The sequence below is a fragment of the Sinorhizobium mexicanum genome (assembly GCF_013488225.1).
Lineage (GTDB): Bacteria > Pseudomonadota > Alphaproteobacteria > Rhizobiales > Rhizobiaceae > Sinorhizobium > Sinorhizobium mexicanum.
This window is the reverse complement of sequence record NZ_CP041238.1, coordinates 884,490-908,791: the sequence shown is the minus strand read 5'-3', so window position 1 is coordinate 908,791 and position 24,302 is coordinate 884,490. Positions and strand designations below refer to the sequence as shown.

The following is a 24,302-nucleotide window of genomic DNA, read 5'->3' as shown; positions in this document are numbered from 1 at the left end:
GCCGTCAGTTCGCCTTCGTTCGGTCCTCAGCCTGTGCCGCCAGCATCTCCCGCACCTTCTCTACCAGATCGCTTTCCGGTACCGAAATCTGGGCAACGCGCGCCTCGCGCCAGGTAACATTGTCCTGGATTTCTCCCGAGAGACGCTTGCCCTCGATCAGGTCCTTGATCTGCACGACGCCAGAAGCGCGTTCGTCACCGCCCTGGATGATTGCCAGCGGGGAGCCGCGACGGTCGGCGTATTTGAGCTGGTCGCCGAAATTCTTCTTGTTTCCCTGGTACATCTCGGCCCGGATTCCGGAATGGCGCAGTTCCTGGACGAAGCGCTGGTAGCGGCCCATGCTTTCGAGATCACGGTCCATGACGCAGACGACCACCGGCGCGATCACGTCCTCGGCCCCGAGTTTGCCAAGGTTTTTCAGCGCCGTCATCAGCCGCGACACACCTATCGAGAAGCCGGTTGCCGGCACCGGCTGCCCCATGAAGCGCGAGACAAGGCCATCATAACGGCCGCCGCCGCCGACAGAGCCGAAGACGACCTTCTCGCCCTTCTCGTTCGTCACCGCAAACTGCAATTCGGCCTCGAAGACGGGACCAGTGTAATATTCGAGGCCGCGCACGACCGAGGGGTCGATCTTGATGCGATCCGCTTCATAGCCCGCGCTGAGCACGAGGCTGCGGATCGTATTGAGCTCCTCGACGCCCTCCCCACCCTTGGTGGTTCCGGCGACGAGTTCGGCGAGCTCCGCGGAGCTCTTGGCATAGTCGGTGATGCCGACAAAAAACAGGATCTTGCGGATCTGTCCGTCATTCAGGCCCGCGCCCTTGGTGAAGTCGCCGCTTTCATCCTTGCGACCTTCGCCCAGCAAAAGTCGCACGCCTTCCGGACCGAACTTGTCGAGCTTGTCGATCGCACGCAGTACCGTCAGACGAGCATTCGCGTGCTCGTCGCCACCGAGGCCGATCGCCTCGAGCACGCCGTCGAGAACCTTGCGGTTGTTGACGCGGATCACATAGTCGCCGCGCGCGATGCCGAGCGCTTCCATGGTGTCGGCCATCATCATGCACATCTCGGCATCGGCCTGGACGCCCGCCGCACCGACCGTGTCGGCGTCGAACTGCATGAACTGACGGAACCGGCCCGGGCCCGGCTTCTCGTTGCGGAAGACGTAGCCGGCCCGATAGGTCCGGTAAGGGAGCTGGATCTCGTTGAAATTCTCCGCCACGTGGCGCGCGAGCGGCGCGGTCAGGTCATAGCGCAGGCTCATCCACTGGTCGTCGTCATCCGTCAGCGAGAAGACGCCCTCGTTCGGCCGATCGCTGTCGGGAAGGAATTTTCCCAACGCGTCGGTATATTCGAACAACGGCGTTTCCACCGGATCGAAACCGTAGCGCTCGTAAACCTCCTGGATCTTGGCGATCATCTCGTCGACGGCGCGGATATCGGCCGCCGAACGATCGACAAAGCCGCGCGGCAGGCGCGCCTTGAGCTTCTGCGGTTTCTTCTGCTTTTCGTTCATGGAAAGTATTCCGGACTGTCAAATTCGGTCGGTGCATTTCCCTACCGGATCACGTCAAGGGCGGCAAGGGCAGCGGCCATAAAGGGCGCGCATAGCGGAAACGGGAGATCCTCTCGATGCGTGCCCCGCTCCTCCGGCGCCCTGTCGCACTGCACGGCCGGTTCAATAACAAAGCTGTGATTGTACTTAATGCGGGATTCCCCTATAGGTTAAGCTCCGATCGGTCGGGTTGTCCGCAATCCGAAACGATCCGGCACACCGCCGACAGCGCCTTAGGGCGTTGGTCCGCTTGGACGCCGGAGCAGACGTCGACGCGGAAGAAGAGCTGTGAACGACGAAGGGTTTCAGTGGAGATTTTGGCGGCATGCTGAAATTTATGAATCCCGGTGACGGCGCCATCGAGCCCGCCCACCTGTTGGCGCATGAAGGCTGGACGCGCGATCTGGAGCAAGAGGATTATCTCGTGGAGCCTTGGCGTTGCTACCTTGCCAGCGGCACCTTCCTTCTAGGGCCGCGGACACTCGCGCTTCTCGGCGCATCGCGGAACCCCTGCGGCATCGTCGACCTGTTGCGCGCACATGACGGAGATGACAGATCGATAATTCTGAACATTCTGGAGCAGGCGACCGGGACACCCTCCTCCTTCTGCTTTTCCACGCTCGTGCGTGGTCGAACTGGACAGTCCTCGCCGCTCTGCTGCGTCGGAAACTCGACACTTGCCAGTGAAGTTGGAGACGGCACGCTGCACGGCGTATTTGCCTTTCCCCGGCTCGCCGAACCGTGGGCGACGTGACAGCGGCCCGTCACCACCTCTTCCACTTGCGGTAACTTAACCTATCTTAGTTGCATGCTGCGCCGCCTCGCCCTCGTTCTGCTGTTCCTATCCGCGCCCTTGGTCGGCGCCCTGTCAGCTGCGACGCAGGCGCGGGACGTCGCCGCCACAGGCATGGGGCATCATCATCCGGCGGCCGTTGCTGCGGAGCATCACGCCCATCACGCTTTAGGTCATCACGCTTCAGGCCATGACGTGCGTTGCGAGGCGAGGGAGCGCTGCGACCTTCCGACGAAACCGCTGCACCCCGTGCTTTGTGCGGCGTGCCTGGCAATCGGCCCCGCGCAGTCCAAAGTGACGCCGCCGGAAAACCCGTCCACCCGCCTTGGATTGCGGCACTACGCAACGCCTGACGACGCGGACGTAAGTCCACCGGTTCCGCCGCCCAAGCCCTTCCTTTCGATCTAGGACGCCGCGGTTACCCGCGAGGAGCGTTCCGAACGTCTGAAACATCTCTCCGTTTTCGGTGCCTCCGCCCGGAAACAGACAATCCCGTACCTCGCGGACAACACCCGCGAATACCGGACAAATTTCGAAAGGAAAACATCATGTCCCTGAAAACCATCGCCGCTGCCTTGATGTTGGCAGCACTTGCCGCCGCCCCTTCGTTCGCACAGGAAAGCGGCCACATGCACGGCTCAACGGAAGCGGCAGAGCCGGCGGCCGACACATCGCCGTCAAGCAAGGCCTTTGCGGTAGCAAACGCCAAGATGCACAAAGACATGGACATCGTCTTCACCGGCAAGACCGACCTCGACTTCGTGCGCGGCATGATCGCCCACCACCAGGGAGCGATCGACATGGCCAAGATCGAGCTTGAACATGGCAAGGATGAAGAGATCCGCAAGTTGGCGGAAAACATCATCAAAGCCCAGGAAGGCGAGATCGAGATGATGAAGGAATGGCTCGCCAAGAACGGCGGGTAAACGAAGAAAGGGTTTCCCGCCGGCGCACTCTGCTCTTGAATAAGGCGAGTACCTGGCGGGAGAAAAGGCCGGCGCGCTACGGTTCAGGCGGACCGACGCGCCGGCCTTTTGAATTGTTGCCGCATCTCCTCGATTCCGGCGCGGCAAAAGCAGCCCTCGATATGGTCGTTGACGAGACCCATGGCCTGCATGAAGGCATAGATCGTCGTCGGCCCGACAAAGGTCCAGCCACGCTTCTTGAGGTCCTTCGAAATCAGCGTCGACGTCGCGGTTGTCGGATTGGCGATCAAGGCTTCGTAGCTCACGACCTTCGGACGCTCGGTCTGACCCGGCTCATGGGACCAGAAATAGGAGGCAAGCGATCCGAACTCCGCGCGTAGTTCCTTGGCCCGCCGAGCGTTGTTGATGGTCGAGACGATCTTGCCGCGGTGGCGTACGATACCGGTGTCGGCGAGGCAGCGCTCGATATCGGCTTCGCCGAATTCGGCCACCCGGTCGAAATCGAAACCGTCGAACGCCGCGCGAAACGCCGCGCGCTTCCGCAAGATCGTCAACCACGACAGCCCCGACTGAAAACCTTCCAGGCAGATCTTCTCGAACAGCCGATGATCGTCCGTAACCGGCCGCCCCCACTCCTCGTCGTGATAGCGCCGGTAATCCTCGAGATTGCCGTGCCAAGCGCAACGATCAAGTCCATCATCTCCGGTAATCAAGCCCTTCGCGGCCATTGTCTCTTTCTCGCTTCAGTTGCTCGTTTGTTCTGTTTACCACTTTGAAACCACTTTCATAAAGTGGCCGATAACCCTACCCGGAGCTTTATCCACGCGCCGGCATTTTAATGAATAGCCGTTTACCTTTCGGTGGCAACGCAGTGCCACGATCAGGCCATTGCGGCAGGTCAGGCCGGTGAAACGTCGTTTTTCCGGCCGCAAAGCCATTCCTTGAAGATTTTTGGCGCAATGTAGCGAGTCCGCCCCATGATGAAGAAATCCCTTTTTCTTGCCGTATCCCTCCTGTGTGCCGTTGCCGGCGAGGCCGGAGCCCGCGACCGGTACCACAGCCGTCCGCCGGTCATCGTCAGCCCGGATTTGACCGCCCCCTGGGTGATGCAACTTGGCGGTCAACGGGCCCGTCCGGTCGCTTACCGACCGCCGACGCCGACGGCCACCCGAAAACAGTTCGACCGACGCCAGGTAAACCGCGTGCCCGGACCGGCACTGATGCAACCGGTCGCGGCAGTGCGCGCGCAGAAGCCGGTAAAGACGAAGTTCGATCCGCAGTTCCTGCCGCAAACCGTGGCCTATGGCGGTCCGGAAAAGCCCGGCACGATCGTCATCGACACCAACAACCGCTTTCTCTATCTCGTTACCGGCAAAGGCGAAGCCCGTCGCTATGGTGTCGGCGTCGGCAAGCCGGGCTTCGAATGGGCCGGCGCGCACCGCATTACGCGGAAGGCAGAGTGGCCGATCTGGACGCCGCCGCAGGAAATGATCACGCGCGAAGCCGCGAAGGGACACTATCTGCCGGCTCGCATGGAGGGCGGTCCGGCAAACCCGCTCGGCGCCCGGGCCATGTATCTCGGCTCCACGCTCTACCGCATCCACGGTACCAACGCGCCCTGGACGATCGGCTATGGCGTTTCATCTGGCTGCATCCGCATGCGCAACGAGGATGTCGTCGATCTCTATGAGCGGGTGAACGTCGGCACCAAGGTTATCGTGATATAAAAGCGCATATTATCTGAATAACCCGCGCACAAGTTGCGTTTGCCTGCTGCATGTTTCCTTAAATCGCAGCCGATTTAAGGATCAAAACATGCAGCCATTCAAAATGCTGCAGTGTCCTTTGCGCGTCTGATAAGACGCGCGGCGCTGTAGGAACAGTGGTGCAAACGCAACAGCTGTTCCGATAGATACAAGTTGCGCCGATGCCGATGCTCTATCGGATATGGCGTAGGCGAAATCTTGCAGGTAATTTGTGAAACCTGCACGCGATTTGGGTTGAGAGGGAATTCGTTAATGAAATTTCATGCCAAGAAGGTGGTGGCGTTCGCCGTCGCGGCCACGACGCTGTTTGCCGTGACGAATGCATCGGCGTTCACGCCGGCGACCGCACCGGAGGCCGCCGCCAAGCATACCGACGCTCTGTTGGTCACCCACCAGAAGAGACCGCCGCAAAAATTTTGGCGCACCAAGGTCCGTTTCCGGACGAATGAGGCCCCCGGCACCATTATCGTCGATACGAACAACAAGTATCTCTATTACATCGACGGGCCGAACCGCGCGACGCGTTACGGCATCGGCGTTGGCCGCGAAGGCTTTGGCTGGTCCGGTGTCGTCAAGGTCGGCCGCAAAGCCGAGTGGCCGACCTGGACGCCGCCGGCGGAGATGCGCGTGCGTGAACGGGCGAAGGGTCGCATCCTGCCGATCACCCAGGAAGGCGGCATCGACAATCCGCTCGGTGCCCGTGCACTTTATCTCTACCAGGGTGGCCGTGACACGATTTTTCGCATCCACGGAACGAACCAGCCCTGGACGATCGGCCAGAACATGTCCTCGGGATGCATCCGGATGATGAACGAGGACGTCGAGCACCTCTACGATCGCGCCGACATCGGCACGAAGGTGATCGTCGTCGGCCCGGGCAACAAGCACGGCGACGTCAACTACACCGACCGCGGCGTGGACATTTTCCGCCAGATCTTTGGCGGCTGAGCCGTCTGCAGCGCCGCGCGCTTACCAGGCGCGTAAACGGCGCTGCAGCACTTCGAATTAGCGCATGTTTTTTAAGGATACATGCAGCAGGCAGCGACATGACAAATGCCGGCACAGATCTGTGCCGGCATTTGCATTTTAATCTCGGACACCTTTCGGCTTCTGCCCGCCATAGGCCCAGTCCAGCAGCTCGACGGTGTGCACGATCGGAAGCGCCGTCCCGGTCGCGATCTGCGTGATGCAACCGATGTTGCCGCTCGCAATCACGTCCGGTTTCGTCGCCTCGATGTTCCGGACTTTGCGCGCCTTGAGTTTCGTCGATATCTCTGACTGCAGGATGTTGTAGGTGCCAGCCGACCCGCAGCAGAGATGGCCTTCCGCCGGCTCGCGAACCGTGAACCCCGCTCGCTTCAACAGCTCCTTCGGCACCGTCGTGATCTTCTGGCCGTGCTGCATCGAGCAGGCGGAATGGTAAGCAACCGTCATCCCCCGCGCCTCACGCTGCGGCAGTTCGAGCCCAGCGAGGTACTCGGTGATGTCTTTTGCCAATGCCGACACTTTCGCGGCCTTTTCGGCATATTCCGGATCCAGCCGCAGCATATGGCCATAATCCTTGATCGTTGTGCCACAGCCCGAGGCGGTCACGATGATCGCGTCGAGACCGTCTTCTTCGGCTGCCTTCAGCCAGATATCGACGTTGCGGCGCGCAGCCTCAAGCGCTTGCTCCTCACGTCCCATGTGGTGGACCAAGGCGCCGCAGCAGCCCTCGCCGGCGGAGACGACAACCTCGATCCCCTGCCCGGTCAGCAGCCGGATCGCCGCTTCGTTGATCTCAGGCTTCAAGACCGGCTGCGCGCAGCCGGTCAGGATCGCGACCCGGCCACGGCGCTCGCCCTTCGTCGCGTACGTGGCTGGCCTGGTGCCTGCAGACGCCGGCGGCACCGCATTCGGAGCGAGGTCGAGCATGACGCCAAAGGTCCTCAGCCATGGGATCCGCTTCACCGTCCCCGCCAAGGGGCGGGTTATGCGGGCCGCGCGTAGGGCAAGGCGAAATCGCTTAGGATAGGGTAGCACTGCGGCGAGAACGGCGCGCGCGAAGCGATCCTTCAACGGCCGTTTGTACGTCTTCTCGATATGGATGCGGGCATGGTCGACCAAATGCATGTAGTCGACACCCGACGGACAAGTCGTGAGACAGGAAAGACAGGAAAGACAGCGGTCGATGTGCGTAACGGTTTCCCGGTCCGCCGCCCGCCCGTTCTCGAGCATGTCCTTGATCAGGTAGATCCGCCCGCGGGGACTGTCGAGTTCGTCACCGAGGACGACGTAGGTCGGACAAGTGGCGGTGCAGAAGCCACAGTGCACGCATTTGCGCAGGATCTTTTCGGATTCGGCGACATGCGGATCAGCGAGTTGCGCGGGCGAGAAATTGGTCTGCAACCGAGTACTCCATTTGGTAGGCTTTGCAAGGCTTCAGGTGCGACGATTTTGGATGGGGCGGATCCGGTACCGTCGAATCATTCCTCTAACTTAGGGCGGAATGCGGGCGAAAGACCTCAGCGCCTGCCGCATTTCGCCCCGGGAACCAGCTAGACCAGCCAGCTCTCCGGATTGGTGATCGGCTCCTCCCGGGCCGCCCTCTGCAGGCCGATTACGCATCTGATGACGATCCACACCGCCGTGGCGACAAAGCCCAGAATACCAATGACCATAACGGTGAGCAGGGCCGAGACGATGCAGAAAAGCACGGCGATCCAGAAGGTGCGGATCGCCCAGGTGTAGTGGGTCCTCGCCCATGGCTCCGCCTTGTCGCGGTTGAGATAGGCGAGCACGATCCCGATGAGCGCGGTGATGCCGATGACAAATGCGACCAGGTAGAGCACGTAGATGATCTGAATATTGACCCTGCCCGGTTCCAGCCAGCGGTCGGTCTGGTGGGAAAGCGGTGTCCGGGGACCGGTATCGCTCATCGAATTCTCCCTTTGGCATGTTCGAACGGATCGCGATGGCGCCTACTTGTTTGCTGCCATCCGCCCTGGATTGAAAATCCGCGCCGGATCAAACCGAGCGCGGATGCGCTCCGTCAGCTGAACAACGGCCGGCGCCTGCGGCTCGAAGGCCGGAACGCTGGCCCGCACGTTGTCGCCAGCCCTGACGAGGCTTGCGTGGCCGCCACCAAGCGCGCCGACATAGCGCCGCACGAGTTCCGCTTCGGCATCCGCCTCCATCCGCAGCCAGACGAGCCCACCCTGCCAATCGTAAAAAGCATCGACACCCGTTTGAAGGCGTAGCGCAGCGACGAGCTGGTGCCCGGAGGACGGCGCGACCGAAACCCGCCACAACGCCCTCCTTGTGCCATCGGCGTAGGATTTTACGTCGCGGATTTCCGCCCACAACAGACGCGTTGCCTCGGCGTCGAGGCGAGAGACCGACCCGAAGCGGGAAAGCGCCGTTGTGAGCTTCTCGGCACGCAGGTCGACCGAATCCGCAAGGCCTTCCAGCCTCAGCACGGTTGCGGCTCCGTCGGGAAGTGCGCCATTGAGGAAGCGTCCGCGCACGCTCTCGGGCAGATGCGCTGCGCCGGAAGCCTCCACCGGCTGCGCCATCGTCTCGGCCATGGCCGCGGCGGCCTCGGCATCATTGAGGCCCGAAACGACCACCGTTGCGGCCGCCGGCGGAACGGGCTGCACCTTGAAGGTGACTTCCGTCAGGATCCCGAGCGTGCCGTAGGAGCCCGCCATGAGCTTGACGAGGTCGAGCCCGGTGACGTTCTTCATGACCCGGCCACCGGCCTTGATCAGTTCACCGGCGCCATTGACGAAGCGCACGCCGAGCAGGCTGTCGCGCGCGGCACCGGCGACGTAGCGACGCGGACCGGAAACATTCGCTGCGAATACCCCGCCGATCGTCGGTTCGCCTGACGTGGCGAATATCGGCCTATGATCCATCGGTTCGAAGGAAAGCATCTGGCCTTTGGCTCGAAGCGCGGCTTCGACCTCGGCAAGCGGCGTTCCCGCGAGCGCGCTCATGGTCATTTCCGCCGGATTGTAGCTGACGATGCCGGAGAGGCGGCGCGTCGAGAGCGTCCGGTCGGTCCGCACCGGATTGCCGAGCCCCGCACGCGTGCCACCGCCGACGATTGCCAGAGTGACGCGCTCTGCCGCAGCGGAGCGCACGACGGAGGCGATCCCCTCCTCGCTCGCCGGTTCGAAGTGGACGATCATGCTGCCGGACGCCCTTCGAGCGGAAAGACCTTCGATGGATTGAGGATCCACTCGGGATCGAAGGCCGCGCGCGTGGCCATCTGCTGATCGAGATCGTTCCGGCTGTACTGGTGCAACATCAGATCGCGCTTTTCTATGCCAACGCCATGTTCGCCCGTCAGACAGCCGCCGGCATCGACGCAGAGCTTGAGGATGTCGTTGCCGGCCGCTTCGGCTCTCGCCGCATCCTCCGGATCGTTGATGTTGTAGAGGATCAGCGGATGCATGTTGCCGTCACCGGCATGGAAGACGTTCGCCACGCGCAGGCCATAGCCCGCGACGATCTCGGCGGTCTTGCGCAACACATGCGAAAGCTGGCTGAGCGGCACGGTGCCATCCATGCAGATATAGTCCGCAATGCGGCCCGTCGCACCGAACGCCGATTTCCGGCCCTTCCAGATCAGCGCCGCCTCCAATGCGGATTGGCACTCCCGGATCGTGGTGACGCCATGGCGGCGGGCGACCTCGATGATGCGTTGAAGCATCGCGTCCATCTCAGCCTCCGATCCCTCGACCTCGACGATCAGCAGAGCCTCGACGTCGAGCGGATAGCCGGCATGTGCGAAGGCTTCGCAGATCTCGATCGCCGGCTTGTCCATGAATTCCATGGCAACCGGAATGATGCCCGCTCCGATAACATCGGCAACGCAGGCACCGGCCGCCTCGGACGAGGCGAAGCCGAAGAGCACCGGCCGCGCACCTTCCGGCTTGGCGATCAATCGCACCGTTGCTTCCGTGACGATACCGAGCTGGCCCTCCGAGCCGCATACGAGCCCAAGCAGATCGTATCCGGCCGCGTCCAGCGCCTTGCCGCCGAGCTCAATCACCGTGCCGTCGAAAAGCACCATCTTCACGCCCAAAAGATTATTGGTGGTGACTCCGTATTTCAGGCAATGGGCGCCGCCGGAGTTCATGCCGATATTGCCGCCGATGGTGCAGGCGAGCTGCGAGCTCGGATCGGGCGCATAGAAGAAACCGTCGGCGGAAACCGCCTCGGAAATATTGATGTTGGTGACGCCCGCCTGAACGGTGGCCGTCCTGTTAAAGAGGTCGATGTCGAGAATGCGCGACATCTTCGAAAGACCGATGACGACGGCATCCTCCTGCGGGATGGCGCCGCCCGAGAGCGAGGTGCCGGCGCCGCGCGGCACGACCGGAACACCGTAGCGGCTGCAATATTTGAGCAGGGCAGCCACCTGTTCCGTCGTTTCCGGCAGAGCGACGGCAAGCGGCAACCGCCGATAGGCAAGGAATGCATCGGTCTCGAAGGGCTTCAGCTCGCGCTCCTCGCTGATCAGGCAGCCCTTGGGCAGGAGATCCTTGAGATCGGCAACAATTTCCTGCCGGCGATCCAGAACGGCTTGTTTCGGCTTCAGAAACCCGATCATCTCCGGCATAGGATCCTCCCAAGCAATGCGGCCACAAATTGGTATTTTTTGTTTACCACTAGCGCACCACACGTTCAAATGCACGTGTAAGGCAATGCGAATCTAGAGCATCTTAACCGCTTTGTGAAAGCCGAATGCCTGCGCCGCGCGTCTGGTCAGACGCGGCTAGGCACGGTGGCGCTTTGAAGCGCCGCATGGTTTTACCCTAAATCGGCTTGGACTTAAGGAAACACGCACTAGGATGGGCACTCGGCAAATGCTAGTGATCTTTTTGTTTCTGGCAAAAATGGTCAAGATTAATGACAAATCTCGGCGATCTCGAGATCTTTGCGCGGGTCGTCTCATCCGGCAGCATGTCAGCCGCCGGACGCCTGCTCAGCCTGTCTCCGGCGGTAATCTCCAAGCGCGTCAAGCGGCTGGAGGACAGGCTCGGCACGCGGCTTCTCCAGCGCACCACGCGGCAAATTTCGCTGACGGAGGCGGGACAGGGTTTTTACGACCGCGTCCTCAGCATCCTCGCCGGTATTGAAGATGCCGAGGCCTATGCCTCGGGCCGCTCGTCGCAGGCGCAGGGCACGCTCCGGATCAGCGCTCCAACGTCTTTCGGACGCATGCACATCGCACCGCATCTGATCGGCTTCATGAAGGATCATCCGGACCTGAAACTCCACATTGTTCTCAGCGACGATTTCGCCGATATCGTCGCTGATGGCTTCGATCTCGCTGTGCGGATCGGCGAACTCACCGATTCAAGCCTCGTCGCCCGCAAGCTTGCGCCCGTCCGCCGCCTCCTGTGCGCCGCCCCGAGCTATGTCGCGCGCCACGGCCTCCCGAGTGAAATCGGTGATCTCGCGAACCATATCTGCCTACCGGCCCACAATAACGATAACTGGAAGCTCGAGGGTCCCGGCGGCAGTCTCACCTATCGCCCGGAGGGGCCGCTCGTCACCAATTCGTCGGAGATCATCCGCGAGGCGGTGATCGCCGGCGCTGGCATCGCGCTGCGCTCCACCTGGGACATCGGCAAGGAATTGCGCGCCGGACAGTTGGTCCAGGTGCTGCCGCAATGGGAAGGCTCGCGCAACCTGACGCTCTCGGCCGTCTATCCAAGCCGTCAATTCCTGCCCGCCAAGGTCCGGCTTTTTATCGATTACCTGGCCGCGCTGTACGGACCGGTACCCTACTGGGAGCAATAGCCGCGCGGCGACCCGAACGCTATTTCTGCGCGCCTTCCTCGTGGTGGCGACGGATGCGCCGGACGATCAGCCAGACGCCCGTGACGGCGAAAGGAACCGCAACGCCGGTCAAAAGGTTGGGATCGACCGGGAGCTCGTGGCTCACGGCCTTGGCGAGATAGCCGAACAGCCCGACGACGTAGTAGGAAATGGCAGCAACCGACAGGCCTTCGACGGTCTGCTGGAGGCGCAACTGCAACTTGGCCCGACGATCCATCGAATTCAGCAGGGCACTGTTCTGCTTTTCGAGCTCCACATCGACCCAGCTTCTCAGGAGCGCCGTGGCGCGCGCGAGCTTGCGCGACAGGTTCGCCTGGCGCTCCTCGATCGACTGACAGGTTCGCATCGCCGGCGCCAGCCTGCGTTCGAGGAACGTGCCGATCGTCTCGTAGCCGGGCACAGCCGTCTCGGACAGCGTGCGAATGCGCTCCTGCACGATGCCGTAATAGGCGCGGCTGGCGCCGAAACGATAAAGGCTGAGGGCCGCAGCGGCCTCGACGTCGGCGGCCAGCCGGGTGATTTCGGAGAGCATCTCGTCGGCCTCTTCGCGGACGTTTTCCTTCATCCGCTGGGTAATTCCGGTCAGGCCATCCTCCGTCCGACGGATTTCCGGCGACAGCGATTGCGCAAGCGGAAGGCCGAGCATGGCGAGCGTGCGATAGGTCTCGATATCGAGCAGGCGCTGCACCAGCGCGCCCGTGCCCGCTTCCGTCAGGCCGCAGTCGATAACAAGAATCTGGGTCAGCCCGTCGCCGTTCTGGCGAAAATCCGTGACGAGTACGGCCTGGCCGTTCTTGGTCTCGCTGTAGCAAAGGCTGGTCGGGTCGAAGGCCTTGATCGCCTCACGCGTCTCCGGCGTATCCGGCCGGATTTCGAGACGAATGCCGGAAATCAGCGTTCCCGGCGGCGAAAACCCGTCACCGAACGGGTGGATCGGCACGTCGCCGCCAAAATGGTCCGGCGCCGGGGCGTCCCAGAAATAGGTGGAGAACTCCGTATGCCGTTCCCAGCGCAGCGTGCCTTGTCCCCAAGCCATTGCGTGGTGATTGGCGTCGCGGCCGGGCGGCGCGATACCGCGCGAGCGCGACAGTTCGGACAATACTGCATGGTCGACGATCGAGCCGCCTTCGGTCATGAAGGCAAGCTGAAAAATGACGCGAGGCGTCGTCACCAGCGCATAGGGCCGCGAATGAACCTCACCGAGAACCTGCGCCCGCAGCGGCGCGGAAGGAAATGCAAAACTGCCCTTTGCCATGAAGCGCTTCATCCCCCTCACGCGTTCATCACCACTTTCTTATCAACCAGTCGAGCAAAATGAACAGGACGCATTGACGCAGTTTGACTTTTGTCAGTCGCGATGATCACAAAGTGGACAATCAATTTGACCACTTTTCCGGGCCTGCTAGATTGCAGCCGGCATGGAGGATAAGGCGTAAAGGGTCTTCCCTCCAGCAGGAGACATTGCCGTGACTGAAGACCAGCTCGACCTCTATGCACGCATCAGCCACGGCCGCACGGCGGACGAGGTCGTGCAACAGATCGAGCTTTTGATCCTCGAAGGCGTGTTGCGTGACGGCGACCGGTTGCCGGGCGAGCGGGAACTGTCGAAGCGTTTCGACGTGTCGAGACCGATCCTGCGCGAAGCCCTCAAGGAGCTGGAGGCACGCGGACTATTGGAAAGCCGGCATGGCGGCGGCACATTTGTCGCCGACGTGGTCGGCCAGATCTTCTCAAAACCGCTGATCGAGCTCATCGGGCGCCACCACAAGGCGACGCAGGACTACCTCGAATACCGGCGGGAGCTCGAGGGTCTGACGGCGGAGCTGGCGGCAAGCCGCGCCACCGATTTCGACCGCGACATCCTCACACGCGTCATCGAGAGGATGCGGGCCGCCCACCGCAATGGCGATTTCGACGAGGAACTCGCGGCCGACATTGAGCTGCATAATGCGATCGGCGAGAGTGCGCATAATATCATCCTGCTGCATACGCTGCGCGCCTGCTACCGGCTTCTGACCCAGGGGATATTCTTTCACCGCACGTCGGTGTTCGGCGCTCCGGGCGCACGCGACCGGCTGCTCGCGCAACATGAGGCCATCTACGCCGCCATCATCGCCCGTGATCCGGAGGCCGCCAAGATGGCAGCGCAAAGCCATATCGATTTCGTGGCCGCCGCAGCATACGAAGCGGAACGCACGGGCGAGTGGGCGCGCATCGCGCGGCTGCGGCTCCAGCAGCGGGACCGTGCCGGATCTTAGGGCTTTGTCATCATAAATTCATAGAAGCGCTTTAGCCGGGGTCGGAACAGGATCGGGGCCTCTGCGTTACGTATAGTCGCAATGAGCGATGCCCCCGTCGGAACCTCACCGTCATCTCGCCGTTTATGGGCTGTATAACGTCATTTACAGGCAAGCTGGGCGAGTCATACTTGCAGCACTGCTAATGCCTTTTGATTCGCGTAAGGAGTATTGAACCCCTTGAACTTCCTGAACCGGTTGGCCGCTGATGTGCATCTGATGCTGCGTCGCCCCGCGCGCATGCAATATGCCGCGCTGTGTTACCGAGTGCGCAAGAAGACGGGTGCGCTGGAGATACTCCTGATCACCAGCCGCGATACCGGCCGCTGGGTCATTCCCAAGGGCTGGCCGATGCAAGGCAAGCGGGCCCATGAGGTCGCGGAACGCGAGGCCTATGAAGAGGCCGGGGTGAAAGGCAAGGCGCAGAAGACTGCAGTCGGCGCCTATGTCTACCAGAAGCGCATGAACCACGGCCTGAAGATCTCCTGCAAGGTTCAAGTGCATGCGCTCGAAGTCGATGACTTCTGCAAGAACTTCCCTGAAAAGGGCACGCGACGCCTTGAATGGGTCGATTTCAAGGAGGCGGCAACCCGTGTTGCCGAACCCTCGCTGAAGAGCCTCATCCTGACTTTCGGCGAACGGATGGCGGCGACGCCCGCATCCGTTCCCAAGAGCGCAAACGGCTGACGCGGAACGTCGGCGGACGGCATCAGCCATACTTGAGAAGTCGTCCATAGGCCATTGCGGCCGTTCTCCCCTCAATTCCGCTTGAACGCGCTCGCCCGTACCGCTACTGGCGATGATGACAATGGAGACCTATCCGTGGCCAAGCCGCGCCTGGAAAAGCTGACCCTGGACAAGGACCTCGACAAGCTCAGCCTTGCCGAGGAAGCGTCACATCATGTGCGGCGCAAGCTGTCTGCCCCCGGCTTGGCGCTGCTCTTCCTGATGCTCAGCATGGGCTTTGCGGCATACTATTTTACCGGTGCGGCCGGCACGACCGTGGTCGTCACAGCCGCGGCAGTGGCTGCCTACATGGCGATGAACATCGGTGCCAACGACGTGACGAACAACGTCGGCGCGGCGGTCGGCGCGAAAGCCATGACGATGGCTACCGCACTGGGGATTGCGGCCGTCTTCGAAATCGCGGGAGCGTTGATTGCTGGACGCAAGGTCACACTTACGATCGAGGCCGGCATCGTCGACGGCGGGCTCGTCGATCCTCAGGCGCTCGTATGGGTGATGATGGCCGCACTGATCTCGTCTGCAACCTGGATCAACATCGCCACCTATTCGCGTGCGCCGGTATCTACCACGCACTCGATCATCGGCGGCATCGTCGGCGCCGGCATGACCGCAGCCGGTCTTTCCAGTGTCAAATGGTGGGCTCTCGCCGGCATTACCGCAAGCTGGTCGATATCGCCGTTGCTTGGCGGCGCCATCGCAGCGATTTTCCTGGCCTTTCTCAAGGAATTCATCATCTATCGCCAGGACAAGATCGAGGCCGCGCGACGCTGGATGCCGATCGTGCTGGGTGTGACGGCGGGCACTTTCACCGCCTATGTGGCCGTTTTCGCCCTCGTTCATGTGGCCGTCATGTCGCTTTCGACCGGCCTTCTGATCGGCCTGTTCGCGGGCATCGTCTGTTACGCGTCGAGCAAGCCGTGGATCCACCGCCAGTCGGAGGGGCTCGACAACCGCAACCAGTCCCTTCGCAAGCTGTTCCGCCTGCCGCTGATATTTTCCGCGGCGCTGCTTTCCTTTGCACACGGAGCGAATGACGTCTCCAACGCGATCGGTCCGCTGTCGGCGATTGTTTCCGCCGTCAATGGCGCCGTGCCGGCCGAAAGCGCGAGGGCACCCTTTTGGGTGCTGCTGATCGGCGCACTCGGCATCTCGCTCGGCCTGCTCCTCTACGGACCGCTCCTGATCCGTGTCGTCGGCGAGGAGATCACCCGCCTCAACCCGATGCGCGCCTTCTGCGTTGCGCTGGCGACGGCGGTCACCGTGCTGCTCGCCTCAGCCCTCGGGTTGCCGATCAGCTCTACCCACACGGCGGTCGGCGCAGTCTTTGGGGTCGGCTTCTTCCGCGAGTGGTACACACGCCACTCCGTGCGCCGCCGCGAATATGTCCGGCACAAGACCGGCCACATCGATTTCATGGAGAAGGCCGAAGCGAATTTCGCGGAAGTGCGCCGCCGCAGGCTCGTGCGCCGCTCCCATTTCCTGACGATCGTTGCCGCCTGGGTGATCACGCTTCCGGTATCGGCGCTGCTCTCGGCGTTCGTCTATCTCATCCTCGCCAGCCTGTTTCTGTGAAGGTGACCGAATTGCGTGCCAATTTCCGTATGCAGCGCCTGTTTTTGGAAAGCCCGCTTGATGCCGGTGCGACGCACGAGGCCAGCAAGGAACAGTACAACTACCTCGTCAACGTCTTGCGTCTCGACGAGGGCGCTTCCGTACTGGTGTTCAACGGCGAGGACGGCGAGTGGCGGGCGGAACTCTCGCTGCCGTCCAGAAAACGCCTCCTTCTCACCGCGATCGAACAGACGCGTCCGCAGCCCGCTCCTTGCGACCTCGTCTATCTCTTCGCGCCGCTCAAGGTCGGGCGCCTAGATTATCTCGTCCAAAAGGCCGTCGAAATGGGGGCCGGCCGACTGCAGCCGGTGATGACGCAGCATGTTCAGGGCAAGATCGGCAGCCTCGACCGGGTGCGCGCCAACGTGATCGAAGCAGCCGAACAATGCGGCGTGCTCGGCATTCCGCCTGTCGATACCCCGATAAGGCTCGAAGACCTTCTTCAGACCTGGCCGCAGGATCGCCGTATCATCTTCTGCGACGAGGGCAACGAGAGCCAGAATCCGCTGCCTATCCTGCAAGCAATCACCGAGCGTAAGCTCGCGCTGCTGATCGGCCCCGAAGGCGGCTTTTCCGAAGCAGAGCGCACGCTTTTGCGCAGCCTCGACTTTGTGACTGCGATCCCGCTCGGACCGCGGATTCTGCGCGCGGATACGGCGGCGGTCGCGGCGATGGCGGTCATCCAGGCGGCAGTCGGCGACTGGCGGTGATCCGTCGCCTCTCGCGGCCCCTTTAAGCGCGGCGCGTCCAATCAATGCGCACTGAGATGCTGTAGCACTTTGAATTGCCGCATGATTTGCCCTTGAGCCGGCTCCGGTTTAATGAATCGTGCAGCACGGAGTTTTTTTGAGCAGATCTTGAAAGAAATTCACTTGCACCGCACGTAATTACGGTTCAAGCACCCACCATCGCTCCTGCTGCCCGGCGGACGCCGCTCAAACAAAGAAGACGCATATGGCCCGAGATACCACCGACCAGACGCCGGTTACCTCTGTCGCTGACTTGACCGCCTATCTGGAGGCCGGATCGAAGCCGAAGGAGAAGTTTCGGATCGGGACGGAGCATGAGAAATTCGCCTTCTTTAAGGCGGACAACAGCCCCGTGCCCTATTTTGGCGAAGCCAGCATTCAGGCGCTTCTGAACGGGATGGCCGAGAAAAGCGGCTGGGAACCGATCCTCGATGAGGGCAACATCATCGGGCTCGCCGAGCATTCCGGCAATGGCGCGATTTCGCTGGAGCCCGGCGGGCAGTTCGAGCTCTCCGGCGCACCGCTTGAAAATCTGCATCAGACCTGCAAGGAATCCAACCAGCACCTGGCCGTTCTTCGGGAAATTGCCGAACCGCTCGGCATTCGTTTCCTCGGCATCGGCGGCAGCCCGAAATGGACATTCGACGAGACGCCGCGCATGCCGAAATCGCGATACGGCATCATGACGCGTTACATGCCGAAGGTCGGCACCCAGGGCCTCGACATGATGTATCGCACCTGCACCATCCAGGTGAATCTCGACTTCTCCTCCGAGGAGGATATGCGGCGCAAGATGCAGGTGTCGATGAAACTGCAGCCGCTCGCGACCGCCCTTTTTGCAAGCTCGCCCTTTACCGACGGCAAGCCGAACGGCCTTCTCTCCTGGCGGGGCGACATCTGGCGCGACACGGATAATCAGCGCGCCGGCCAATTGCCCGCTGCCTTCAGGTCGAATTTCGGCTTTGCCGATTACGTCGAATGGGCGCTCGACGTACCGATGTATTTCGTCGTCCGCGATGGGCACTATCATGACTGTACCCATGTGACGTTCCGGCAATTCATGGCCGGGGCGCTCAAGGGCGAAATCGCCGAATGGCAGCCCAATATGGGCGACTGGACCAATCACCTGTCGACGCTCTTCCCCGACGTCCGGCTGAAACGCTTCCTCGAAATGCGCGGCGCCGATGGCGGCCCCTGGCGCCGGATCTGCGCGCTGCCGGCATTCTGGGTCGGCCTGCTCTACGATGACGAGGCGCTCGACGCGGCCGAGGCGTTGACCCGCGGCTGGAGCTACGAGGACGTGCAGGCGCTGCGCGATGCCGTGCCCGCCCAGGCGCTTTCCGCGAAACTCGGCACCACCTCTCTCTTCGACATCGCCCGTGAAGTCCTGGCGATTTCACGCGCCGGCCTGAAGCGGCGCAATCGGCTGAATGGCGATGGAATAGACGAAAGCCAGTTCCTCGCACCGCTCGACGAAGTGCTGGCGAAGAAGGCGACACTCGCCGAGGACCTGCTGGCGCTTTACAACGGCCGCTGGAACGGTTCTGTCGAGCCGGTGTTCACAGAATATCAGTATTGAGCGCGCCGAGACGTTCGCAAGCAGAATGCGGTCAAAAAGCGGTTTGCAGCCCACCGATTCCCGTTATAGTGCAGCGACATGCGTCGTTCGTCCGGGAAGGATAAAGGGATGGCACCGCTTTTTGACATGTTCGCCCAGGCGCAGAACGGCAAGGCCATCGAGTTGATGGCGAAGCAATACGGCCTTGCCCAGGAACAGATGACGAAGGCGACGGCGGCGCTCCTGCCCGCTTTCTCGACGGCCTTCAAGCGCAACACCGCCAATCCCTATGATTTCGGTGCGCTGCTTGGCGCACTTTCGACCGGCAACTACGCGAAATACTTCGAGGACATGAGCCAGGCCTTCACGCCGCAGGGCATGGCCGATGGCAACGGTGTCCTCGGTCAACTGTTCGGCTCCAAGGAGATGTCGCGCGCAATCGCTGCGCAAGCCGCACAGATGACCGGCATCGGTCAGGAGATCTATAAGCAGATGCTGCCGGTGATGGCGAGCACGCTGATGGGCGGCCTGTTCAAGCAAACGACAGGCACTGCCAGCGATCCCTTTGCCAACAATCCCATGATGGCGATGATGCAGCAATGGATGGAGGCGACAGGGCTGGCCAAGAAGCCCGACCCGGCCCCAACCGCCTTCGACAATCCTTTCGTTCAGGCAATGCAGGGGTTCTTCGGCATGGCAAAGCCGGAAGACAAGCCGAAGACGCCGGACATCTTCACCGACAACCCGTTCTTCAAGGCGTTTCAGGAGATGATGCAGCGAGGTGCGAGCGCACCCGAAAAAGCACCCGCGGAGAACCCGGCCTTCAGGCAATTTTCGGAAATGATGAACACGATGTTCGACAGCGGGCTCGAAATGCAGAAGGAATACCAGAAGAACATCGACGCCCTGTTCGAGAGCTACAAGAAAAGTTCGGGCGACAAGGTCTAGATCGTTTCGTCGTTTCATCAGCTTCGAAACCGCGCAATTCCGAACGGAAAACCGCTGTGCACTTTTCCTGGAATTGCTTCGAAAACCACGCAATTCCGGACGGAAAACCGCTGTGCACTTTTCTTGGAATTGCTTTGAAGCGTCCCGCTTTCAAACGCCTTCATCCGACGCCTTCGACAGCATCCTTGCAGAACTGCGCAAAAAAGCCCGGTGCATGTCTTGGTCATGCACCGGGCAAGCGGCAGGGTCTATTGGCTCATACCCTGCGGGGAACGTGTCGGTGCGGGTCGGCGCACCGTGAAGCGAATTTCGACGGCATGATCCGCGAAGGCGGCAACCGATCGCGGATCATGCCGTATCGCGCATCCAAGGCGGCGGGATGCGCCGCTGCATGTCTCCTTAGTTTAAGGATAAAACATGCAGCAATTCAGAGTCCTACAGCGCCTTTCGCGCGTCTGATTGGACGCGCGGCGCTGTAGGGGATTAATTGTGGCGTGTCCCCCGGTAGAAGAGGTTCGCCCGATTTCTGGACGCGCGGGTCAGGTAGCTACCCGGATTGTCGAAGAACGAGGAGGTCAGAGCCTCATGCAGGTCTTCGCGTTTCAATCCCATGTCGAGCAACTGCCGGTCATCAAGATCTTGCAAACGTGCGATCTGGCAGCGGCTGCGGAACAGGCGCCAGACGGTCGTCAGCACGCCGGTCACGCCTGCGGTGCGGGTGGCAACCGACTGCTTTCCCGCAACGAGGTCGAGATCGAAGGCCTGTTGGGTCATGCGCATGGCGGTACTCCTTTTTCAGGCACGAAGAAGCCCACACCCTGCGGGGGAGGTCATACGCAGGGGCGGCGGTAATTTTTCGGGTCAGCGAGGGATTTCGCGGACAGGACTTGATGTGATTTGCAGGCTATTAGTCGCAAATGCTTATTGATCAGTCCAACGAATGTTTTTAATGATATTCATCAAACAATCTTATGGGTATTACGGCCATGTCAGCACCGCTCGATATTGACCAATTGCAGACTTTTGTTGCCATCGCGGACACAGGCAGCTTCACCAAGGCTGCCGACCGTGTGTTCAAGACCCAGTCGGCCGTCTCGATGCAGATGCGGCGTCTGGAAGAGCGCATCGGCAAGGCACTGTTCATGAAGGATGGACGCGGCAACCGGCTGACCGTCGAAGGCGACCGGCTCCTGAATTTCGCCCGCCGGATGATCCGCCTCAACAACGAGGCGATTGCTTCCTTCGACGACAACCGCCTCGAGGGCACGCTCAGAATCGGCACGCCGGACGATTACGCCGATCGCTACATGCCGGAGATTATCGTCCGGTTCGCCAAGACCCATCCGAACGTCGAACTCTACATCGTCTGCGAGCCCTCGGTCGACCTCGCCGAGAAAATGGCAAAGGGCGATCTCGACATCGCGCTCGTCACCCACAATCCAAGGGCGCGGGCCTCCGATGTGGTGCGGACGGAGCCGCTTTGCTGGGTGAGCTCAATCAACCATCCGCTGCCGGAAAACGCGCCGATCCCGCTTGCTGTCGGCCGGCGTGACTGTCAGTGGCGACAGGCCGCCTGCGCAGCGCTCGACGCGACGGGCAAGGAATACCAGATCCTGTTCACGAGCTGGTCGTCGACCGTCGTTGCCGCCGCCGTGCTCGCCGGCATGGCGGTTTCGGTGCTTCCGGAATCGGCGCTGAGACCCGGCATGAAGGTGCTGACGCTGGCCGATGGCTTTCCGGCGCTGGCGCCGGTGCAGATCGGCATCATGAAGCGCCCGGGCCTTTCGCCGTCGCTCTCGAATGCGATCACCAACCACATCACAGCCTGCCTCGACAACATCACGCCGATCACGGTCAACGACGACCTCGACGGCGATTTGAAGGGCTACCCGCGTTACCCACGCCTGAGGCAGAGCCATATGCTGCCTGGCTGGTAGAGGATCGACAACGAGAAAGCCACGCCTCCCTTCGGACGCGTGGCGTTCTCGAGTGACCGCCCCTCTCGAGCGGGAAGCGGGATTTAGACGGAGCACGTGGCGCTGATCTGCAATCCCGCGCCAGCTTCTCAGGCAAGCTTCGCCTTCAGGAACTCGACCGTCCGGCCCCAGGCAAGATCGGCCGCGGCCTTGTCGTAGCGGGCAGCCGAGGTGTCATTGTTGAAGGCGTGGTTGACGCCGTCGTAGACATAGATCGTGAAGTCCTTGCCGTTGGCGGTCAGCGCCTTGCGGTAGTCTTCGATACCGGCATTGATGCGCTCGTCAAGCCCGGCATAATGCAGCAGCATTGCGGCCTTGATCTTCGGAACGTCCTCGGCTTTCGGTTGAGCACCGTAATAGGCGACCGCTGCCTTGAGGTCGGGGGCGTTTACGGCGAGGCGGTTGACGAGCCCGCCGCCCCAGCAAAATCCGATGGCGCCGACATTGCCGGTGCTTCCTTCATGGCCCTTCAGGAAGGTCACCGTCGCAACCGCGTTCTCGTTGGTTGCGCCAGCATCAAGCGCCCCGATCATCTCGCGGGCCTTGTCCTCGTCGCTCGGGGTTCCTCCGTCGGGCGAAAGGAAATCGGGCGCAAGGGCGACAAAACCCTCCAGCGCCATACGGCGTGCGACGTCGCGAATATGCGGATTGAGACCGCGGTTTTCGTGGATGACGATCACCGCGGGCAGCTTGCCGGAGGCATCGGCAGGCCTGACGAGGTACCCCTTCATTTCGCCGTCGGCGCCCGGATAGGTAATGTCCTCGCCCTTGATGCGCGCATCGGTGCCGGCAATCATCTCCGCCTTGGCGCTGTTTGCGGCCAGCATCGGAGCAATCGCCGCAGCGGCCGCTGCGGAACCGGCCAGCGCCGTCAACGTCTCCATGAAACGGCGGCGGTCCAGTGTCAGATGAGTGTATTCATCATAGGCATCGATCATCGCTTGCGTGATGACGGGTTCGTTCATGGCGCCCTCCTTCGGCTATCCTCTCCGTAGGCGGTACCGGAAGGAAAGCCGCCCGCCGACAGGATAGGGCAACCAGCGCGCGCATGACGTACAAAACTGCGTTACCGGCGACACTGGATTGGGCGACGCGGGGGCGGAGAACCGCCCCCCGTTGCTTCACGGCCTAGCTGTTGAGATCGAGGACGATGCGGCCATCGATCTTGCCCTCCTCCATGCGCTCGAAGATCGCATTGATGTTCTCGATCTTGTCCCAGGAAAAGTGGGCAGCGACCTTGCCTTCGCCGGCAAATTCCAGCGCTTCCTCGAGGTCCTGCCGCGTGCCGACGATCGAGCCGCGCACGGTGATGCGCTTCAGGACCGTATCGAAGATCGGCAGGCAGATCTGGCCACGCGGCAGGCCAACGAGCGCCATCGTGCCCTTGGAACGCAGCATGTTGTAAGCCTGCTCCATCGCCTTCGGTGAAACCGCCGTCACCAGCGCTCCGTGGACGCCTCCGATCCGCTTCTGGACCTCTTCCACGGCGTCGCGCGACGTTGCATCTACGACGAGGTCGGCGCCGAGCTTCTTGGCGAGCGCGATCTTCTCGGGGAAGATATCGGCCGCGGCGACATGCATGCCCATGGCCTTGGCATACTGCACCGCCATGTGGCCAAGGCCGCCGATGCCGGAGACGACGACCCATTCGCCGGGCTTCACCTCCGTCTCCTTCAACCCCTTGTAGACCGTGACGCCGGCGCAGAGCACCGGCGCCGCCGGGCCGAATTCGAGCTTGGCGGGTAGTCGCCCGACGAAATCCGGATCGGCCAGCCCATATTGGGCGAAGGTGCCATCGACCGAATAGCCGGTATTCTGCTGGCTGCCGCAAAGCGTTTCCCAGCCCGTGCGGCATGGCGCACAGCAGCCGCAGGCAGTGTGAAGCCACGGGACACCGACCCGGTCGCCCTCCTCCAGCCCCTTGACGCCGGCGCCGAGCTTGGCGACGTAACCCACGCCTTCATGGCCCGGAATGAAGGGCGGGTTCGGCTTCACCGGCCAATCACCCTTTGCGGCATGCAGATCGGTGTGGCACACGCCGGTCGCCTCATACTTGATGAGGACCTGGCCGGGCCCGGGCCTCGGGATCGGCACCTCCTCAATAACAAGCGGCTTGCCGAATTCGCGTACCACAGCGGCTTTCATGGTCATGTCGATGTCCTCCGATTGTCGATGTTGGCGCCGGCGCAGCCGGCATCGCGCACACTCCGGTGGCGCGCTGACAGACGGAAGCCTAGCGGTAGAGCAAGCCACGGCCCCTTGACACACATCAAGGAGGGGGCGTCCGGTGGCGAAATCGTCTCAGATCTGAAACAGTCATGCCGGCAAACGGCGATCAGCCCATCGCCATCAGACGGAGAGCCAGAGCCACATCGCGCCAAGGGGTGCGACGCCGGACATGAAGAACGGGTGACGATGGCGCAGCCAATTACCGGTGACATGCACGTAGGCATGCAAATAGCGAGAGGCGACGAAAAGCCAAGCGAGGCTGAGCGAGACGATGTTGTCGGCCTCGAAGCCGGTCATCGCTCTCCTCTTT

The 24,302-nt window shown here is 61.7% G+C and carries 23 protein-coding genes; 12 read left to right on the top strand and 11 right to left on the bottom strand.

The window, feature by feature from the left end:
* Positions 1 to 4: 4 nt before the first annotated feature.
* Positions 5 to 1,519: a histidine--tRNA ligase gene (gene hisS, locus FKV68_RS04250; protein ID WP_180940287.1), complete on the bottom strand. Its 1,515-nt coding sequence runs from the start codon at positions 1,517 to 1,519 to the stop codon at positions 5 to 7.
* 364 nt (positions 1,520 to 1,883) lie between these two features.
* On the opposite strand from hisS, the gene FKV68_RS04245 reads away from it, so the two are divergent.
* Entirely contained in the window at positions 1,884 to 2,312 is a 429-nt protein-coding gene (locus FKV68_RS04245) for a hypothetical protein (RefSeq protein ID WP_180940286.1), read from the top strand.
* 587 nt (positions 2,313 to 2,899) lie between these two features.
* Entirely contained in the window at positions 2,900 to 3,277 is a 378-nt protein-coding gene (copM, locus tag FKV68_RS04240; protein WP_180940285.1) for a CopM family metallochaperone, read from the top strand.
* A gap of 83 nt (positions 3,278 to 3,360) precedes the next feature.
* On the opposite strand, the gene FKV68_RS04235 is transcribed toward copM, so the two are convergent.
* Positions 3,361 to 4,005, bottom strand: a complete 645-nt coding sequence (locus FKV68_RS04235; protein WP_180940284.1) for a DNA-3-methyladenine glycosylase I — start codon at positions 4,003 to 4,005, stop codon at positions 3,361 to 3,363.
* A 249-nt stretch (positions 4,006 to 4,254) separates the two neighbouring features.
* Between FKV68_RS04235 and FKV68_RS04230 the strand changes: the two genes are divergently transcribed.
* Positions 4,255 to 5,004 carry a L,D-transpeptidase gene (locus FKV68_RS04230; protein WP_180940283.1) on the top strand — a complete coding sequence of 250 codons (750 nt, stop codon included), beginning with the start codon at positions 4,255 to 4,257 and terminating at the stop codon, positions 5,002 to 5,004.
* 291 nt (positions 5,005 to 5,295) lie between these two features.
* Positions 5,296 to 5,991 carry a L,D-transpeptidase gene (locus FKV68_RS04225; protein WP_180940282.1) on the top strand — a complete coding sequence of 232 codons (696 nt, stop codon included), beginning with the start codon at positions 5,296 to 5,298 and terminating at the stop codon, positions 5,989 to 5,991.
* 138 nt (positions 5,992 to 6,129) lie between these two features.
* Here the strand turns inward: FKV68_RS04225 and glcF are convergent, their stop codons facing one another.
* From glcF to FKV68_RS04205, 4 genes are all read right to left on the bottom strand, one after another.
* Entirely contained in the window at positions 6,130 to 7,431 is a 1,302-nt protein-coding gene (glcF, locus tag FKV68_RS04220) for a glycolate oxidase subunit GlcF (RefSeq protein ID WP_180940281.1), read from the bottom strand.
* A 149-nt stretch (positions 7,432 to 7,580) separates the two neighbouring features.
* Positions 7,581 to 7,961 carry a DUF4870 family protein gene (locus FKV68_RS04215; protein ID WP_180940280.1) on the bottom strand — a complete coding sequence of 127 codons (381 nt, stop codon included), beginning with the start codon at positions 7,959 to 7,961 and terminating at the stop codon, positions 7,581 to 7,583.
* A 42-nt stretch (positions 7,962 to 8,003) separates the two neighbouring features.
* Complete coding sequence (gene glcE, locus FKV68_RS04210; protein WP_180940279.1) at positions 8,004 to 9,215, bottom strand: glycolate oxidase subunit GlcE; 1,212 nt, start codon at positions 9,213 to 9,215, stop codon at positions 8,004 to 8,006.
* A complete protein-coding gene (locus FKV68_RS04205) occupies positions 9,212 to 10,651 on the bottom strand; it encodes an FAD-linked oxidase C-terminal domain-containing protein (protein WP_180940278.1) in 1,440 nt (479 codons plus the stop codon). Before FKV68_RS04205 ends, glcE begins: the two co-directional genes overlap by 4 nt.
* A 290-nt stretch (positions 10,652 to 10,941) precedes the next feature.
* On the opposite strand from FKV68_RS04205, the gene FKV68_RS04200 reads away from it, so the two are divergent.
* A complete protein-coding gene (locus FKV68_RS04200; RefSeq protein ID WP_180940277.1) occupies positions 10,942 to 11,838 on the top strand; it encodes a LysR family transcriptional regulator in 897 nt (298 codons plus the stop codon).
* Positions 11,839 to 11,857: 19 nt separating this feature from the next.
* Here the strand turns inward: FKV68_RS04200 and FKV68_RS04195 are convergent, their stop codons facing one another.
* Positions 11,858 to 13,132 (bottom strand): DUF3422 family protein, encoded by a 1,275-nt coding sequence (locus tag FKV68_RS04195; RefSeq protein ID WP_180940276.1) that lies wholly within the window; start codon positions 13,130 to 13,132, stop codon positions 11,858 to 11,860.
* 211 nt (positions 13,133 to 13,343) lie between these two features.
* Between FKV68_RS04195 and FKV68_RS04190 the strand changes: the two genes are divergently transcribed.
* From FKV68_RS04190 to FKV68_RS04165, 6 genes are all read left to right on the top strand, one after another.
* Positions 13,344 to 14,135: a FadR/GntR family transcriptional regulator gene (locus FKV68_RS04190; RefSeq protein ID WP_180940275.1), complete on the top strand. Its 792-nt coding sequence runs from the start codon at positions 13,344 to 13,346 to the stop codon at positions 14,133 to 14,135.
* A gap of 219 nt (positions 14,136 to 14,354) precedes the next feature.
* Entirely contained in the window at positions 14,355 to 14,861 is a 507-nt protein-coding gene (locus tag FKV68_RS04185) for an NUDIX hydrolase (protein ID WP_180940274.1), read from the top strand.
* A gap of 135 nt (positions 14,862 to 14,996) precedes the next feature.
* Positions 14,997 to 16,493 carry an inorganic phosphate transporter gene (locus tag FKV68_RS04180; RefSeq protein ID WP_180940273.1) on the top strand — a complete coding sequence of 499 codons (1,497 nt, stop codon included), beginning with the start codon at positions 14,997 to 14,999 and terminating at the stop codon, positions 16,491 to 16,493.
* Positions 16,494 to 16,504: 11 nt separating this feature from the next.
* Complete coding sequence (locus FKV68_RS04175; protein ID WP_180940272.1) at positions 16,505 to 17,242, top strand: 16S rRNA (uracil(1498)-N(3))-methyltransferase; 738 nt, start codon at positions 16,505 to 16,507, stop codon at positions 17,240 to 17,242.
* A gap of 244 nt (positions 17,243 to 17,486) precedes the next feature.
* Entirely contained in the window at positions 17,487 to 18,860 is a 1,374-nt protein-coding gene (locus FKV68_RS04170) for a glutamate--cysteine ligase (RefSeq protein ID WP_180940271.1), read from the top strand.
* A 108-nt stretch (positions 18,861 to 18,968) separates the two neighbouring features.
* Positions 18,969 to 19,787: a DUF937 domain-containing protein gene (locus FKV68_RS04165; protein WP_180940270.1), complete on the top strand. Its 819-nt coding sequence runs from the start codon at positions 18,969 to 18,971 to the stop codon at positions 19,785 to 19,787.
* A gap of 483 nt (positions 19,788 to 20,270) precedes the next feature.
* On the opposite strand, the gene FKV68_RS04160 is transcribed toward FKV68_RS04165, so the two are convergent.
* Complete coding sequence (locus FKV68_RS04160; RefSeq protein ID WP_180940269.1) at positions 20,271 to 20,567, bottom strand: DUF1127 domain-containing protein; 297 nt, start codon at positions 20,565 to 20,567, stop codon at positions 20,271 to 20,273.
* Positions 20,568 to 20,773: 206 nt separating this feature from the next.
* On the opposite strand from FKV68_RS04160, the gene FKV68_RS04155 reads away from it, so the two are divergent.
* Entirely contained in the window at positions 20,774 to 21,724 is a 951-nt protein-coding gene (locus FKV68_RS04155; RefSeq protein ID WP_180940268.1) for a LysR substrate-binding domain-containing protein, read from the top strand.
* Positions 21,725 to 21,852: 128 nt separating this feature from the next.
* Here FKV68_RS04155 and FKV68_RS04150 read toward each other — a convergent pair whose 3' ends face one another.
* The 3 genes from FKV68_RS04150 to FKV68_RS04140 all read right to left on the bottom strand — a co-directional run bounded on the left by FKV68_RS04150 (position 21,853) and on the right by FKV68_RS04140 (position 24,289).
* Positions 21,853 to 22,728 carry a dienelactone hydrolase family protein gene (locus FKV68_RS04150; RefSeq protein WP_180940267.1) on the bottom strand — a complete coding sequence of 292 codons (876 nt, stop codon included), beginning with the start codon at positions 22,726 to 22,728 and terminating at the stop codon, positions 21,853 to 21,855.
* A 163-nt stretch (positions 22,729 to 22,891) separates the two neighbouring features.
* A complete protein-coding gene (gene adhP, locus FKV68_RS04145) occupies positions 22,892 to 23,914 on the bottom strand; it encodes an alcohol dehydrogenase AdhP (protein ID WP_245181266.1) in 1,023 nt (340 codons plus the stop codon).
* 198 nt (positions 23,915 to 24,112) lie between these two features.
* Positions 24,113 to 24,289, bottom strand: coding sequence for an MAPEG family protein (locus FKV68_RS04140; protein WP_180940266.1), 177 nt, complete (start codon positions 24,287 to 24,289; stop codon positions 24,113 to 24,115).
* Between the last annotated feature and the right edge of the window lie 13 nt (positions 24,290 to 24,302).